The 15,863-nt window shown below is 50.0% G+C and carries 11 protein-coding genes; 4 read left to right on the forward strand and 7 right to left on the reverse strand.

Annotated features, from left to right (window positions below; genetic code table 11):
* Nucleotides 1-392: 392 nt before the first annotated feature.
* The 4 genes from ACYVBJ_RS10215 to crcB form a co-directional block, all read right to left on the reverse strand.
* Nucleotides 393-2,093, reverse strand: coding sequence for an IPT/TIG domain-containing protein (locus ACYVBJ_RS10215; RefSeq protein ID WP_460982198.1), 1,701 nt, complete (start codon nt 2,091-2,093; stop codon nt 393-395).
* Nucleotides 2,094-2,140: 47 nt separating this feature from the next.
* Nucleotides 2,141-5,014, reverse strand: a complete 2,874-nt coding sequence (locus tag ACYVBJ_RS10220) for a TonB-dependent receptor (RefSeq protein ID WP_460982199.1) — start codon at nt 5,012-5,014, stop codon at nt 2,141-2,143.
* Between the two features lie 209 nt (nt 5,015-5,223).
* Nucleotides 5,224-6,642: a M14 family zinc carboxypeptidase gene (locus tag ACYVBJ_RS10225; protein ID WP_460982200.1), complete on the reverse strand. Its 1,419-nt coding sequence runs from the start codon at nt 6,640-6,642 to the stop codon at nt 5,224-5,226.
* 95 nt (nt 6,643-6,737) lie between these two features.
* A complete protein-coding gene (gene crcB, locus ACYVBJ_RS10230) occupies nt 6,738-7,112 on the reverse strand; it encodes a fluoride efflux transporter CrcB (protein WP_460982201.1) in 375 nt (124 codons plus the stop codon).
* 145 nt (nt 7,113-7,257) lie between these two features.
* Between crcB and ACYVBJ_RS10235 the strand changes: the two genes are divergently transcribed.
* The 4 genes from ACYVBJ_RS10235 (at nt 7,258) to ACYVBJ_RS10250 (ending at nt 12,638) form a co-directional block, all read left to right on the forward strand.
* Nucleotides 7,258-8,568: an APC family permease gene (locus ACYVBJ_RS10235; protein WP_460982202.1), complete on the forward strand. Its 1,311-nt coding sequence runs from the start codon at nt 7,258-7,260 to the stop codon at nt 8,566-8,568.
* Nucleotides 8,569-8,631: 63 nt separating this feature from the next.
* On the forward strand, nt 8,632-10,188 hold the full coding sequence (locus ACYVBJ_RS10240) for a glycosyltransferase family 39 protein (RefSeq protein WP_460982203.1): 1,557 nt from the start codon (nt 8,632-8,634) through the stop codon (nt 10,186-10,188).
* An 89-nt stretch (nt 10,189-10,277) separates the two neighbouring features.
* On the forward strand, nt 10,278-11,696 hold the full coding sequence (locus tag ACYVBJ_RS10245) for a glycoside hydrolase family 125 protein (protein ID WP_460982204.1): 1,419 nt from the start codon (nt 10,278-10,280) through the stop codon (nt 11,694-11,696).
* 435 nt (nt 11,697-12,131) lie between these two features.
* Complete coding sequence (locus ACYVBJ_RS10250; protein WP_460982205.1) at nt 12,132-12,638, forward strand: hypothetical protein; 507 nt, start codon at nt 12,132-12,134, stop codon at nt 12,636-12,638.
* 267 nt (nt 12,639-12,905) lie between these two features.
* Here the strand turns inward: ACYVBJ_RS10250 and ACYVBJ_RS10255 are convergent, their stop codons facing one another.
* The 3 genes from ACYVBJ_RS10255 to ACYVBJ_RS10265 all read right to left on the reverse strand — a co-directional run bounded on the left by ACYVBJ_RS10255 (nt 12,906) and on the right by ACYVBJ_RS10265 (nt 15,809).
* Entirely contained in the window at nt 12,906-13,487 is a 582-nt protein-coding gene (locus ACYVBJ_RS10255) for an alpha/beta hydrolase (protein WP_460982206.1), read from the reverse strand.
* Between the two features lie 112 nt (nt 13,488-13,599).
* Complete coding sequence (locus tag ACYVBJ_RS10260) at nt 13,600-14,466, reverse strand: DUF5694 domain-containing protein (RefSeq protein ID WP_460982207.1); 867 nt, start codon at nt 14,464-14,466, stop codon at nt 13,600-13,602.
* Between the two features lie 86 nt (nt 14,467-14,552).
* Nucleotides 14,553-15,809, reverse strand: a complete 1,257-nt coding sequence (locus tag ACYVBJ_RS10265) for a D-alanyl-D-alanine carboxypeptidase (protein WP_460982208.1) — start codon at nt 15,807-15,809, stop codon at nt 14,553-14,555.
* Between the last annotated feature and the right edge of the window lie 54 nt (nt 15,810-15,863).

Raw genomic sequence — 15,863 nt, forward strand, 5'->3', positions numbered from 1 at the left:
TAGTAAGCTCTTAACAATCAGCCAAAATCTTAGCTGTCTTTTACAAAAAATGTGCTAAGTGGTGTGGGTCCTGGCACTGCTAATAAACGCGCCTAATGGCTTACTCCCAAACGCACATATATAGTCCAAAAGTTCATGGACTAAGTAGATGTTAGACGAATTGAAGGCCGTTAGGTAACAAATATCTCATAATATAAACAACTTTCGTGCCTGCTTTAGCAAGGTATATACGTACCGCTTACCACAACAATCGGTTGGCTGTGATGTATCGCACGGGTATTTCTCACTTTATTTCGTTAAGCCGCTGCACCTGCGCAGACTCCTGCAAGAAAAAAGCCAGAGCAAAGCTCCGGCCCTTTCGTGCGACACCAATATGAAATTAAATTGATTACCTATTGATCGTAGTTTGTGTCTTGGGGGTTGAAATTAGTCCAGCCCGCCAACCAGTTTTCGCTATTAAAAGCACCCCGGTAAGGAGCAGGTGTGAAGAACGAATCCGCCAGTTTACCACCAGTGACTGCTTTTGAAGCGTCCAGCAGAGGTGAACCAGCCTGTGGCAGGAAGTTAGGAGCCGTCAGATTAAAGTTCTGAGCATTCAGTAACAAGGGCATAATGTCAGTTGGTAAAATCTGATTTTTACGCGCAGCCGCGTTGAAGTAAGCCTGAGCAGCGGCTGTCGTGATATCCCCTATGCCACGTACGGCAGTTGTTGAACCAGGATTTTCCGAATTGCCAAACACAATCCCTTGCAGGTCGAGGCTGCTATCGTTGATGTTCGCTAACGTACCAGCCGTTGTACCCTCCAAACGTAAACCCTCCGGAAAACCAGTACAAACCGTATTGTAGATGCTGATTTTCGTGTTTCTACGCAAATGCATAGCTGCTCTGTAGGCGCCTGAGCCACCCGCCGTATTGGCGTTGCTTGGTACGCCTGGATTAAAAGCGAACGCACTGAAATTAGCGAATATCGGCGCCGTTTGTGGCCGACCAGCTACAACTGGTACACCGGGATCAAAGTTATCCGATTCAAACGCTTCAGATCCCGACTGGTCAGCGACATTAGGATCACGCAGGGCAACACCAAACTGAACCTTACCTGTGTAGCCATAATCCGTATCGAAATCGTCATCGAATGTACGGTGTGCAACCAGATATTTAGCGTTTACTGTACCGCCGAACCACTCAAATGCATCGTCACCACTGTACGAAACCTGCACGTGGTCAATTGTGGTACCTGAACCTACCTGATAGCAGGTTAACCCGTTGATTTCACTGTTCGGCGTAGCGGATAAAGCAACACCCGGAAATTCAATTCGAACGTACTGGAGTGTCCCTGAATTATCGTCTGCAGCATTCAGGGTCGCATCAAATGTACCAGCGATACCCCCTTCGAATGCCCGGTCACTTCCCTGGTTGGCAGGAGCCCGGCCAATCAATACGATGCCACCCCAGTCACCATACTTGCGCGAGCCCGCTGGCTGACCCGATGTGAACACAATAGGCGCCTGCGCTGTACCGCGGGCTTCTATACGGGCACCTCGTTCAATGATTAACGTACCCGCGTGGTTTTGATTTTCCGGATCCTGGCTCTGATTACCGCCACGAACGATTGTGCCAGGCTGAATGGTTAATACTACCCCACTTCTTACGTATACATAGCCCCGAAGCTGGTAGATAGTACCCGGCGATAAGGTCATATTTGCCGTTATCGAATTTGGCAATGTTACAACCGGGCGATTCGCTAACGTGAAATTTGCGGTGGAAGGCGATTGCACGGTAGTCCCCCCCGACGTAACAGTAACGGGACCATTCTGGGCAGTGGCCGGTACTAGTACGGTCAGCGATGATGGGCTGGCTCCCGTAACTTGCGCAGCCGCATTGCCGCTAAATACAACCGTGTTACTGGCTGGTGTTGCATTGAAACTTGTTCCAGTAATAACAATCGAAGCGCCAATAGGTGCTGACGTTGGGTTGATGGACGTAATGGATAGCGGATCCGGTGTTGGCTGGTCATCGTTCTTACAGGCAGAGATGCCTACCGTCAGACCTGTTGCCAGAAGCAAAAGATACTGGAAACGTTTAAGAAACTGCATAGAATGGATTGGTTTGAATTTACTGTACTTTGGGTGAAGCTTATTGATTAAGGCACAATGGTCCGTCGGCCGAAGGTGTACACTCCGGTTAGGGTTACGTACTGGCCACGTCGATAGTTTATATAATTCTGGTCCGCATTGGCGCTACGTGAGGTGACGTCTTTTCCGATTTTGCGATCTCCGTTGAAGTCCTGCGCGTAGCGGAACGGTGCGTTGAAAATGTCCTGGATGCCTAGTCGCAGTTCAAATTGCTTTTTGAAGGTTTTGCTGATGTTGAAGTCAACCACATGCCGGGGCATCTCATAGGTGGTGGGGTCGTCAATATTTCCCACTAAGAAGATACGTGGTCCCGCTACGTTATAGAGCAGGTTATACTGCCATCCAGAAGTAGGATTGGCGTAGTACAGTCCCAGGTTGATAAGATAAGGCGACTGGTTGGCTAAGGCCCGGTTCCGATCCGTACTGTTACCGAAGCGTTCGATGGCTCCACTTGGTCCGGTCGCTTCGATAAATTCGCCCGTCGTCACCCGGCTGTTTATGTAGGACGCGTTACCAACTACCTGAAGGTTTTGCAGAAACGCACTGCTTGAGTTGGCAAATCCTTTCCGGAATTCTACTTCGACTCCATAGTTTCGGGCCGCAATAGCGTTGGTGAATGTGAACTGGAAGGCACCGGGAATCGGAATCAGGAACGACTCAATCGGGTTGGTGAAGTCTTTGTAAAATCCAGTAATCGAGATTAATTCGTTTGGCGTCGGATAGAACTCGTACTTCAGGTCGAAGTTCTGAATCGTAGCCGTTTTCAGTGCCGTGTTGCCTCGTACTTCAAGCTGACGGGCAAAATCATAGTATCGGAAGGGAGCCAGCTCTCTCAACTCAGGTCGGTTCACCGTCGACGAGTACGCGAACCGTAAATTTTGCCGGTCGGTCAGTTTATACGTAAAGTTGACGGAAGGTAAGGGGCTGAAAATGTTATTATCCACTAAGTTATTAGTCGCCTGAGCCAATCGCAGCGTCTGGTTATAGAATTCGCCCCGGAAACCAAGCGTTAAGTTTGCCCGTGCGCCAAAGTTGAAATCGCCTGATACGTATCCAGCCGCGTAGGTCGTCTTGCCGTTGTACGAGTCGTTATTGACCGTACCATCCAGAAGGCTGAAGCTTCCTTCTCTACCCGTTACGTTTTCGGGAGAAAATACGTCTCCAATACCAAGCCCACTAACGTTATTGATTAAACCTACCCGTTCGTACCCGTAGAAACGGGCGGCAAAATCGCGGTTTCGGTGTTCACCATAAAAACCCGCCCGAATGCGGTTTGGCTCGCGGTCGACTGGATTACCAAACGTATGCTCGTAGTTGCCCACCAACGAACCAACTTGTTCGTTCAGATTCGAGTAGAATCGACCAACGTTAAGCGGGTTAGGTTGTACAGGAATGTTAAGCCGGAATGGTTCGGGCTGACCATCAACTCCAACGGCCCCCTGCGTACGGGTATACTGAGCGCGTTTCCAATCGGGCTCCCAACGACCGGAGTAGCTGTAACTAGCGATCCAGTTTACCTTGCTTAGTTCGCTGAGGGTGTGTTCGCCCGCTACCTGCGTATTTAAGATACTGCGGTTCTCGAAGCGTTCTGAGAAGCTCTGAATATCAACCCCATCAATTACATAGCTACCATTTCTGACAACTGTTTCGGTAGAGCTTAGCTGATTGAACAGGGTTTTCCACTCCAAGGTGAAGGCTGGCGAGAAACGTAACGTCCAGTTATGCAACAGGCCTAATCGAGTGCCTCGTGCGTACGTAGCATCGTTATATTGTTGTTGAACGTCGTTAGCGGTGGTGTTTTCGTACAGCTTCAGGTCAACGTTTGAAAATTGGTTCGTTACCGCGTAGTTGACACTCGTCAGATTGCTGACTCGTACATTGCCAATATCAAACCGCCGACCCGTATTAATAGCAAGCCGTATATCCGGCGAAACCATTACATTTTTCAATCCCCAATTAGTAGGCAGTAAACGAGCGTACGAAGCACGGCGCACCGAGCTTAAATTGTTGAACTCGGCGGCACTTTTTGGAAAGCTCGACGGAATCTGTTGCCTGGAATCCCAAAGACCCAATAAATTTAAGCCCCCTCGCTCGTGCGATTGAACATTCTGGAGGGTAGTATTTGCCCGGTATCCTACGGTAACGCCAACGTCGGTGAAGTTCTGCTCAGGCCGACGTTTCGTATAAATCTTGATGACACCACCGGCAAAATCGCCAGGAAGCTCCGCCGAACCAGATTTATAGACAATCATCCGGTCAAGGATGTTGCTGGGGACAATATCGAACGAGAACGAGCGCGACTCAACTTCGGTCGAAGGCGCGATGACATCGTTGATTAGTACGTTATTGTAGCGAGTGCCAAGACCACGAATCAGGACAAACCGGTTATCGACGATACTAACGCCTGGCACCCGGCGAATGGCTGCGGCTGCATCGCGGTCCTGCGATTTTTGAATCTGCATGGCCGAAATACCCACCGCAATCGGTTTCATCTGCTTGATTTCCGTGATAACGGCTACCTCGGTGTTCGTGGCCCGGTTGGCTCTTACTACCACTTCCTGGAGTGCCGTTCCTTCTTCGTCAAGTTCGGTTTCGATGGCCGTTGTATTACCCGACTCAACCCGGACATTCGGAATTTCTTTTGTCTTATACGATACGTAGGAGATAACAACTTTCTGGGCTCCGGCGGGTACATTGGCCAGTGCAAAATTGCCTTCTATGTCGGTGGTTCCTCCCAACTCCGTTCCGTCGATCCGGACAGTGCAGCCAATTAACGCTTCTTTTGTTTTCGCATCTTTGATGCTTCCCCGGACGGTACCGGTCTGGGCCAGGACGGCCGTAGTGAAGAGAGAAAATAGAATGAGTAATACGTTACGTTTCATATTGGTTCTGGTATCGCTTTCGCACCGCAAAGCTACCGGCCCAATATTACGTCAACGTTATGCCAACATTACGCTTGAATTATGTTTACCCCTCTAAACAACTCATTAGGAGTCAATTATTTAACAGCAACGTAACAGACTGCAATTTACCTCACGAAGCGGTCAACCAAGGCCTTTCCGCGTAATCAGAACTGAAATTCTGTTCTGCTTCAGTCTATAATACCGTTCTTGTAATGGCTTATGTTCAGGGCCTTACTCGCCCAGAAACCATTGATAAAACTGTACTGAATCTGCTTGCCGTTCATGAGCAGAAAGGTTGGAATTTGCCCGATCTGCATAGGTTGAGCGGGTAACTCTCCTTCATATAATATATGCATCGGCTGAGTCGGGAAACCACCTCTTTGGGGCTGACGTACCCTGAACGCCAGCACACCCTCGCGCCGGAGCGCATCCAGGTCAAGCTTACCTACCTCAGCGATATTCTCCAGCGTATCACGGTGAACGCGTGCAGGAACCAGTGTTAAGCCGGTCGCGTCGATCTCGTCGATTCCGTAAAATGTGGATAAGTCGCCGATGTCGTCAATGGTACTTTTATACTGGAACGTAGCCGCCGACTCATCATTCTCTTCAACCTGGTTGATCCCCACGTCAACAATCACCGGCTGCCCTTCCCGCATTACGGTGGCGTTACGGATCAATACATCGAACAAAGTCCGGCCATTTTCCGGAATAGCTTGATAGTCGGCGATGTTCTCCTGCTTATACGTACCGTCGGCAATGGCGCTCAGGGCCGATAGGATGGCGACGAAGTTGAGCCGCCGAATAGCCATTTTTTCCGAGTCGCCTTTGTAGCCGCCCGATTCAACTAAAAGTAGAGTTGTTCCCCATTTTTGAATGTTATCGCCGAATGCCCGCGGCTCGAATTCATCGTCGTAGCGCGCGACCTGCCCCGGCACAAACTGTTGCAGCACGCGATTCATGCCGACAATCAACTGCATGGATCTCTGCCGGATGTCGTTGATGTTACGATCTTCATCGTAGGCCGTAGCCAGAAACGACACGACCGCCTGTTTTCCGGTTTTGCCCACACTATAGCGTGGATTCTGGTCGTGCAGGTTGAACCCAACGAGTGGCTTAAGGGTCTGCTGCAGGTTTTTAAGAATGGTTCCCTCGGGCGTCTGTAGCCGTAAGGCATCGCGGTTCATGTCGATGTCGGTAGCCGTGCGACGCTGAAAACGTTCGGCTCCGTCGGGGTTGAGCATGGGCACGAAATACAAAGACGTTTTTTCGAGAATTGACCGCCGAAGCTCCTCAAACCCATCGTTCGAGGCTTTGAGGAAATTAAAGATGTCGAACAGGGCCATGGTGGCAGTAGCTTCGTCGCCGTGCATCTGCGACCACAGCAACACCTTACTAGGCCCCGTACCCGCCTGAACCTGATAGATTGCCCGCTTCTCAAGCGATTGCCCCACCTGGCTCACCGTCATTGGACCGTTTAAAGCGGTCAGTAATGGTACAATGTCTTTATGTTTGAACCGCCGATGCGTCAGCGTTTTCTCTTTATACGTTTCGTACGCATCGTGAAGCCGACGTGCGATGTCTTGTGCCTGCACAGAAAATGAAGTCATTAGGATAAGAACCAAAAACACAAATCGGCCGGATTGATTAGCTGACGACGAGCCATTCGGCGGCTTTTCTGCGTTCGATAGTGTTGGAAATAATTTCATAATTTTTGCCCGACCCATAAACCGCTGAATGAAGCCACAAGGCACAGTACAACGTTCAGACCAATATTAAGCAAGGCTGCGCCTGTCCGGTCGTGCTGCAACAAGGTCGCAGTATCGTTGCTGAAGCTCGAAAACGTACTTAATCCACCACAAAATCCAACCCCAACCAGCAGTCGTAGATCGTCGCCGGCCGAGCGGCTCAGTCCCCAGCCCACAACGGTTCCCAGCACCGCACTCGCCAGTAGGTTCACCAGCAGGATTGGCGTGGGGAATGGATGGTTGCCAAGTGTGGCCGGAATCAACCGCCCCGCAACGTACCGGAGCAAACTCCCCAAACCGCCACCTACGAAAACAAACAAGTAGGTTTTCATATCGACAAACATACGAAAAACCGGAAAGCAGCCCGAAATCCCCAGGATAGCATCCCGTTTTTTGCTATCATTGTTTGCGTGTAGTACTAATTGAAACCTTTCCGGACTTGTCAGCGCACCCTGGCGGATTAATATCCGCACGACTATGGCACAAAATCAATTAAAGAAGTTGCTGGGCGTCGGCTTCGGCGTAGCGGTCACTGTTGGCGGCACCATCGGAACCGGCATCCTACGCAAACCCGGTCCCATTGCCGAAGATATTGGCAGCCCAACCCTCATTATTGCGGTCTGGTTAGCGGTTGGCGTTTACGCCTTGGTAGGGTCACTATCGGTTATGGAACTGGGCACTATGCTTCCCAAAGCCGGGGCCTGGTACGTCTACACCCGACGGGCGTTCGGCAATTATCCCGGATTCATCATCGGCATCAGCAGCTGGCTGGGCAGCGTCTCCGCGATGGCATTTGGGGCGGCCGTGATGAGCGAATACATCGGCTTGATAGCTCCTTCGCTGGTCAGTTACCAGAAAGTGGTGGCCATTGGTATCCTGGCCGCTTTTGTCGCTTTCCACTCCGTCGGTGTCCGATTAGCGAGCCGATCGCAGGAGGTTATGAGCGTTTTGAAGGCCGTCGGTCTGTTAGCCTTTGTTATTGTCTGTTTTACCATTTCGCCGGATCAGTCGGCACCGGTTTCTGCCCAGACGATACGTCCACTGGCCGAAGGCGGTCTGTGGGTTGGTATTCTGGCGGCTTTACAAGCCGTTTTTTATACGTATGACGGCTGGCACACAGCGGCTTATTTTACGGAGGAAGACGTTGACCCCAGCCGCAACCTGCCCCGGTCGATGATCAGCGGAGTCCTGTTGATTATCGGAATTTACGTCCTGGTAAACATTGCCTTACTCTACGTCTTACCAGTGCAGGATCTGGCGGGTTCGAAGCTGCCCGCTGCCGATGCCATACAACGCCTGTTTGGGCCGGGCAGTGCCCAGATCGTTACGTTCCTGCTCATGATTTCGATCATGGGAATTATCAACGCTCAGATCATGTTCAACCCGCGCGTGATTTTCGCCATCGGTCGCGATGGGCTGTTCTTTCGCTTTGTTACCCACGTCAACTCGGGCGGTACGCCAATATACGCTACGTTGTTGACAGCCGGTGCCTCAACCCTGATGATTCTAACCAATACGTACGGCAAACTATCGGATATTGCTACGTTCTTTTTTGTGCTCTGTTACGCGTCCGGCTTTGCCTCGCTGATTCGGCTACGGCAAACCGAACCGGAACTGGCCCGACCCGTTCGGGCCTGGGGCTATCCGTTCTCTACCTGGACCTTACTGATTGCATCGCTGGCGTTTTTGCTGGGCGTAGTCATCGGCGACTTTTCCAGCAGTTTGTACGCTCTGGCCTTTATTGCGGTCAGCTATCCGGTGTATCTCCTAATCAAGCGTAACGCATAGTACTTGTCTTATACGTATTGAAGATTGCGCAATTGACTGGACTCAATAGATAACGATCAGCTTATGAATACTCAGTCAACCAGGCCATATCTGATGACCCGGAAAACGGTTGTCCTGATCGGGTTAATCCTGCTCAAGTTTGGGCTACAATACACGCTGATTAGTCCAGAGTACGACTTACAACGGGATGAATACTTGCACCTTGATCAGGCCAATCACTTAGCCTGGGGGTATCTGTCGGTTCCGCCGGTTACCTCCTGGCTTTCCTGGTGCATTAAACAGTTAGGCAACTCAGTGTTTTGGGTCAAGTTTTTTCCGGCTCTATTTGGCGCCTTAACTATGCTTGTCGTTTGGAAAGCGATTGACGCATTACGTGGCAATTTATTTGCCTTGATCCTGGGAGCGACTTGTGTGCTGTTTTCTGTGCTGCTGCGGCTAAATACCCTTTACCAACCCAACTCCCTCGACGTTCTGTGCTGGACGTCCGTTTATTACGTACTCATCAAATACATTCATACCCACAAGAAGCACTGGCTATATGTAGGCTCGGTGGTTTTTGCTATCGGCTTTCTGAACAAATACAACATCGTCTTTTTGCTCGCCGGATTGGCCCCTGCTTTAATACTGACGAAGCAGCGTCAGCTTTTTGCCAACCGCCATGTCTGGGGAGCGGCCTTCGTTGGTCTGCTGCTTATTTCACCCAATCTGATCTGGCAGTACAACCATGACTTTCCGGTGGTGTATCACATGAAAGAGCTATCTGCCCTTCAGTTGGTAAATGTTAGCCGAAGTGATTTTTTGAAGGCACAGCTCTTCTTTTTTGCGGGCTCCTTATTGGTGATTTTCTCCGGATTATACGCTTTGCTCGTCTATAAGCCCTTCGAGGATCACAAGTGCTTTTTCTGGTCCATCGTCTTTACGCTGGCTATTTTTACGTACCTGAAGGCCAAAGATTACTACGCGATCGGACTGTATCCAATATACATTGCCTTCGGCTCGGTGTTCCTCGCTGACCTACTGAAAACAGGACGTAAACGGTATCTACAACCCGTCATGCCTGCGATTCCAATCCTGTTGTTCATTCCCATGTACCGGGTAGCGTTTCCCAATAAAAGCCCGGAGTATATGTTAGCTCATCGTGAAACGTACCAGCGGTTAGGCATGCTGCGCTGGGAAGATGGCAAAGACCATTTACTACCTCAGGACTATGCCGATATGCTGGGGTGGAAAGAGCTGGCCCTTAAGGTTGATAAGGTGTATACAAGCCTTCCTCAACCCAACAGCACACTGGTTCTTTGCGACAATTATGGTCAGGCAGGCGCGATTAATTATTATACCCGGAAAGGTATTAAAGCCGTATCGTTTAATGCCGATTACCTGGATTGGTTCGACCTCAACCAGCGTTACACAAACCTGATCCGGGTTAAAGAACATGGAGAACGAGACGATGAACTCCAGGAAACAAGTCCGTTTTTTCGCATGTCCTTAGTAGCTGATTCCATAACAAATCCCTTCGCCAGAGAACACGGGACTGTTATTTTTAGCTTTACTGGTGCCAGGATTGATATCAGGCAGCGGCTCAAAAAAGAAATTGAGGACGTTCAGAACCATCGTCACTAAAGGGTCAGTCCACACGAGTATAAACTGATGCGAACAACAGTTAAACTTTTTAGCCGGAATTAGGGGCTTTTGTCTTTATCTAAACTAGCATGAACCGTCGGATCTTTATCCAAAACGCGGCCTTCACCACAGCCGCAGTTGCCGTTACGCCAGCATTTGGCTCCTTGTTTCAGGATTTTCCAGTCGTACGTACGCCTGAAGCGCAACGGAAGTTTAAAAGCAAAGCTGTAGAAGACACCATTCGAGCCGTTAAAGCGCAAATCGGCAATAAGGAGTTAGCCTGGTTGTTCGAAAACTGCTTTCCCAACACACTGGACACAACGGTCGATTTTGAACTGGTTAACGGCCAACCCGATACGTATGTCATTACAGGCGATATCGACGCTATGTGGTTACGTGATTCTACCGCACAGGTATGGCCTTATTTACCGTTGATGGGTCAGGATGCTCCTTTACAGCAACTCATCGCGGGCGTTATCCGGCGTCAGGGGCATTGTATTACTATAGACCCGTACGCCAATGCGTTCTACAAAGACGCAACGAAGGTTGGCGAGTGGAAAGACGACCGGACGGATATGAAGCCGGGTTTGCACGAACGAAAATGGGAGATCGACAGTTTGTGCTACCCAATCCGGTTGGCCTACCACTACTACAAACGCACGAACGACGCCAGGCCGTTTGATGCTACCTGGCAGCAGGCTATGCGGCTGGTGATAAAGACGTTTAAAGAACAGCAGCGGAAGACAGGGCCTGGTCCGTACAAATTCGAGCGGCAAACATTCTGGGCTACGGACGGTGTACCGCTGAGCGGCTATGGCTACCCCGTTAAGCCAAACGGATTGATTTGTTCGATATTCAGACCCAGCGACGATGCAACCATCTACCCCTATCTGGTACCCGCTAACTTTTTCGCAGTGGCCTCGCTGCGGCAATTAGCCGAGTTATGGTCGGCAATGAAGCTAACCGATAAGACGGTCGCGGATCAGGCGCTGGCACTGGCTACGGAAGTCGAAACGGCGCTGAAGCAGCACGCGGTGGCAACTCATCCCCGTTTTGGGAAAGTGTATGCTTACGAAGTAAATGGCTACGGCAGCTACAACCTGATGGACGACGCAAACGTGCCGAGTTTATTGGCTCTGCCCTATCTTGGCGGGGTAAAAGCAACGGATCCGATTTACCAGAATACCCGTCGACTGCTGCTCAGCGAGGAAAATCCATTCTATTTCAAAGGTAAAGCAGGCGAGGGTATCGGTGGACCACACGCCGGTATGGATATGATCTGGCCACTAAGCATCATTGTACGTGGACTGACCAGCACAGACCCAACTGAAATAAAACACTGCCTGACTATGCTTCGTCAAACCCACGGAGGTACGGGCTTTATGCACGAGTCGTTTCACAAAGATGACCCGACCAAGTTTACACGGAAGTGGTTTGCGTGGGCGAATACCATCTTTGGCGAGTTAGTGCTCAAAACCTTCAATGAACGGAAGGAACTCTTATCGTAACGTGTGCGGTAAAAACCGAACCATAATTAGCCCGAACGGGCTGAGCCTGAGCTACTTGTTTTCTAGTGATTGCTTCTCGGATGTTTTCGTTGAATGTGGTTATCGCCGACTTTTGCCAGGAGTTTACACGCCCCTGAGTTGATCGCCCTGAGTTACCCTGAGTACATTCATTAATACCCGTTTTCGATACGTAGTACGGCTTAATTACCACCAACCCAGCTTCTCCTTCGGGGGAGGCCGGGTTGATGGCAGACATTCGCTGACATTGTGAACTAATGCATCACGATCAAAGAAGCGTATGTAGCTTGTACCTAACTCGTTAGATTAACTTCAGTAAATAGTGTAACCATCCGTGCCTTTCATAACTTATGTCTCGTAATTTTAGCCCTACAATAAATTAACAGTATGGCTAAATATGTTACATTTTACTGCGCTATGGCATTTTTCTTTCTGTCAACGCACGTAGCTTATTCCCAGAAGTTTTACCAGAATAATTACTGGCTTGGATTAGGGCTCGGCAAGAGCCAATTTCCGAGCGGTATGATCGCGCTGGGTTATGAATTTACGAACAAGCCGACCCTGCTGGTTACCCGATATACGTTTAATGGCGAAGTTTTTCCAGATTACGTACCGGCTATTGCCATCCATGAGATGGCAGTCCTTTACGGGCTTAGAACCGGGAAGTTCCGTTTCTCGACAGGCTTAAGTGGCGTTTGGGGTACCAACCGAGGCAAGTTTTTGTCATTTGATGCTGATCCACTCATCTATGGCTCCTACGTCCACGAACCCGTTAAGTATACGACCATAGGTGTACCGGCGGAGATTCGTTTTATTACGTCGACCAAAGACCTAGGCATTGGCGTAACAGGTTTCGGTAACCTGAACGCAAAGCGCTCATTTGTAGGCTTGAACGTGTCCGTGTACATAGGCCAAATGAAATAACGAGTAATTTTAGAGCCCACTTAGTTTACATCATTTAGCTAATGCGTTGTTAATCAGCTTCACAGTTTCTGGGTGAGTTAAGACGGTCTCGTGCGTAGCGCCCGGTATGGCTACCAATTGGTCTTTAGCGGCTAAATAGGGCTTCAGCTTATAGGCCGTACTATTTACATTATCCGTACTAACAACCACAACGGGTGATCTGGCCAGCTGAACGTCATGCTCGGTTAAGAATGTGAACTCATTTACGGAAGGTAGCGGATAAAACAACTAATCGGCAAACCGGTCACTGAAATCACCACCAGCCGAAGCAGGGTCCAGCAGCAACGTAACACGCGGCTGATTACCAGCCGCCAGATGAGCCGCTACCCGGCCCCCTAACGAAAATCCGCACACAACGATCTCAGACTCGCGGTAGCGTTTTTTCAGATAATCATAAACCGCCTGCGCATCGCTGTGAAAATTGGCTAACGTAATTGGCCCTTTACTTTTCCCGTGCTGGCGATAATCGGTGATCAATACGTCGTAGTGATTGACAAGAAACTGGGGAGCTATGGCCCCCCAGTTCGCTAACGTACCGCCGTTGCCTTTCCAAAAGCAAACGACTCCTTTTGCCTGCGTAGCCTTAAACAGTAGCGCATTTAACTGGCCATCTCCGGGCGTTTGAAAGTTGAGTTCTTCGACGGGTGGCGAGTAACTGAATTTGTAATCACTCGGCAACGTAACAGATCGGTACCGATTGGCCTGCTGATCTTTATCCGTGTAGAGCAGCCAGTACGTGCCCAAATAACCTAGCAAGAGTACAGATAAGCCCACCCAGAGCCATTTAATTGCTGTTTTTCTGACTACCATGCCAATACAAGAAGTTGACTGGAGCCAAAACTAGATAAATAGTCAGCGATCGGCTATTTAATAAACGTTAAATCTTGACCTCAAACGATTACGCTGCCCCGCTCGTTGGCTGCTACTTACAATAGTTCAGCACGGAGAATAGCCGATAGTCCGGATTCGCCTGGTACAACTCCTGAAGTACACCAACGTGGGTCTGACCGAACAAGAGCAGCAGCTTCTTGCCCTGGTATTTGCGCTGACTGGTTAAGGCATTACTGTAAATCTTAAGATTCCGGTTATAGAACAAGCTGATGAACTCAGCTCCGATGTACCGTTTATCAATCTTACTGATATCTACCGTATTGGTAGCCGTTTTAGAAAACTCCCCATTGATGATAATGGCTGGCAGATTATAGAAAAGCCGGTGTGTCTGCGCGATTATTTCGGGTTGATTAAGCCTTCGGATGTAGGCATAAATCGACAGACTATCCTGCTGAACCTGTCTCTTTAGCGGACGGGCGAAGCCCTGAAGCTGCTGTAGGGCCTGCTTGTAGCCTTCAATATTTTCGCCTTCTGTTAGCAATGACTGCGCAGTCGCTTCGTAATGATCGATACAATACACGCGCGGGTGCTTTAGTCGTTTAGCCAGCGCAAACCCAATCTGGTACGTTTCACTACGTCCTTCCTTTAGCTCGTCGAGCTTGAGTTTTCCGGCCGAATAAAGTTGGTACAGACTATCGATGCGCGGCTGTTCTCCCGGCTCCAATTCCACCATAATCATGTCGGGCGCATAGGCCTGAAGACAATCATTTAACTGGTTAATTTCAACCTGTTTTTTCGGGCTGAATACATCGGATTTCGGCTGTTGATTATAGAGTTGGTTTAAATGATCGAAGCCAACAATCATGACCTGAGTCTGAGGTTGCTTCTGTGCAAAACCGGCTGTTGATACGAACGCGACCAGACAAAGCGCAAGAAAACGGTACGTGTGATAACTCATTTACTTCGTGTTGATACGTGTTTTAGACTTGATGAAGTGGTACCTGCCGACAAACGACATTTGTGAGCAACCGGCGTTTTGTAGTTTTAGAATCGCTCGTGAATTTCCTTTAGCAGTTCAGCCGTCCGACGGCGCAGTTCGCTCACGGGCTGGGTAAAATTGTTGTGCATGATACTAAAAAACAGCGTTTTGTTTTGATGGGTCACTACGTAGCCGCTCAGGTTATACACGCCACTCATCGAGCCCGACTTAGCAAATACGTAGGGCTTGCCGGGTCCGGAGATGCTTCGGAGCGTACCCGACTGACCAGCTGCGGGCAGTAAGGCAAACAGGCGCGGCTGAGGCACTTTAGCGTATAGTCTGGACAGTAAATCAATCAGTGTATTGGGCGTAAACAGATTATAGCGCGACAAGCCCGATCCATCGACCCATTTTGCCGATGCGGCCGGGTAACGCAGCACGCTGTCAGCCATCCGGCTTAACTCACCGGCGGGTTTAAGCTCCTTGGCATTCCGCTCGGCCGACGCCATGAACAGGACCTGCTCGGCAAACTGGTTATCGCTCACGTGCAGCATTCGTTTATAGAGCGAATCGGCCGACAGACCACGGAGCAGACGGGCGTTTGAGGGTACCGGTCGATTGACAATGCCCACCGGCCGGTGGAGTGTATCGGCCAGTAACTGTGCAGCCAGCACTGGCGACCAGCGAAACGGCACATCCTGCCGGGTCGGCTTCAGGTCTTGCGGGCGCACGAACTGACTTACAAATTCATTACGTTGCACGGCTTTGGCTGTTTGAACAACCCGCGTACTGTCCGCAAATCGCCGTGGACTAACCGGCTTACTCGTAAAGCGTGCTACGTTCCCGTAAATGGGCAGCGGAGCCAGCTCAGCTGAATAATCGTCATTGTAATCGTCCCATGCCCAGCCCGGACTAAAGCGCGGCCCCATGTAATTAGCGGGTGAAAAGAACAACCGCTCCGGTCGTTTCCGCAGAAAGGCTAACGCACTTGTATCGGGCAAGTCCGGATGAAGGAGAAGCGGGTTGCCGGTCCCCCAGAATATCAGCGAATCGCCCTGAACGGCGTACCGCAATACCGGTAGCGAGTCAGCAATAGTCAATACACCCAGGTAAAAGCTGAACAGTTTGGTATTCGACGCGGGCGTAAACGGTTTATCGGCGTTGTGTTGAATCAGCGCCCGCTGGCGAACCGGATCGTATAGCGCTACGCCCGTGAAATGATCGGTATACACCGCCTTTGTCTGTAAATCACGAATCATCCGCCGGGCGGGCGAGCAGCTACAGGCAAGCGAGACAGCAATCAGGAAGGACAAGTACTTCATCAAAAAGCGAGGAGATAACAGACGTATTACAAACCTACTGCCAACTCCCCGCTT

The sequence above is a fragment of the Spirosoma fluminis genome, assembly GCF_054778895.1.

Bases quoted from the DNA above. Each gene is read 5' to 3' on its own strand.
- ACYVBJ_RS10255 (WP_460982206.1), bottom strand. From the start codon at position 13,487: ATGGTAGTCAGAAAAACAGCAATTAAATGGCTCTGGGTGGGCTTATCT.
- ACYVBJ_RS10220 (WP_460982199.1), bottom strand. From the start codon at position 5,014: ATGAAACGTAACGTATTACTCATTCTATTTTCTCTCTTCACTACGGCC.
- ACYVBJ_RS10250 (WP_460982205.1), top strand. From the start codon at position 12,132: ATGGCATTTTTCTTTCTGTCAACGCACGTAGCTTATTCCCAGAAGTTT.
- ACYVBJ_RS10260 (WP_460982207.1), bottom strand. From the start codon at position 14,466: ATGAGTTATCACACGTACCGTTTTCTTGCGCTTTGTCTGGTCGCGTTC.
- ACYVBJ_RS10225 (WP_460982200.1), bottom strand. From the start codon at position 6,642: ATGACTTCATTTTCTGTGCAGGCACAAGACATCGCACGTCGGCTTCAC.
- ACYVBJ_RS10215 (WP_460982198.1), bottom strand. From the start codon at position 2,093: ATGCAGTTTCTTAAACGTTTCCAGTATCTTTTGCTTCTGGCAACAGGT.
- ACYVBJ_RS10245 (WP_460982204.1), top strand. From the start codon at position 10,278: ATGAACCGTCGGATCTTTATCCAAAACGCGGCCTTCACCACAGCCGCA.
- ACYVBJ_RS10235 (WP_460982202.1), top strand. From the start codon at position 7,258: ATGGCACAAAATCAATTAAAGAAGTTGCTGGGCGTCGGCTTCGGCGTA.
- crcB (WP_460982201.1), bottom strand. From the start codon at position 7,112: ATGAAAACCTACTTGTTTGTTTTCGTAGGTGGCGGTTTGGGGAGTTTG.
- ACYVBJ_RS10265 (WP_460982208.1), bottom strand. From the start codon at position 15,809: ATGAAGTACTTGTCCTTCCTGATTGCTGTCTCGCTTGCCTGTAGCTGC.
- ACYVBJ_RS10240 (WP_460982203.1), top strand. From the start codon at position 8,632: ATGAATACTCAGTCAACCAGGCCATATCTGATGACCCGGAAAACGGTT.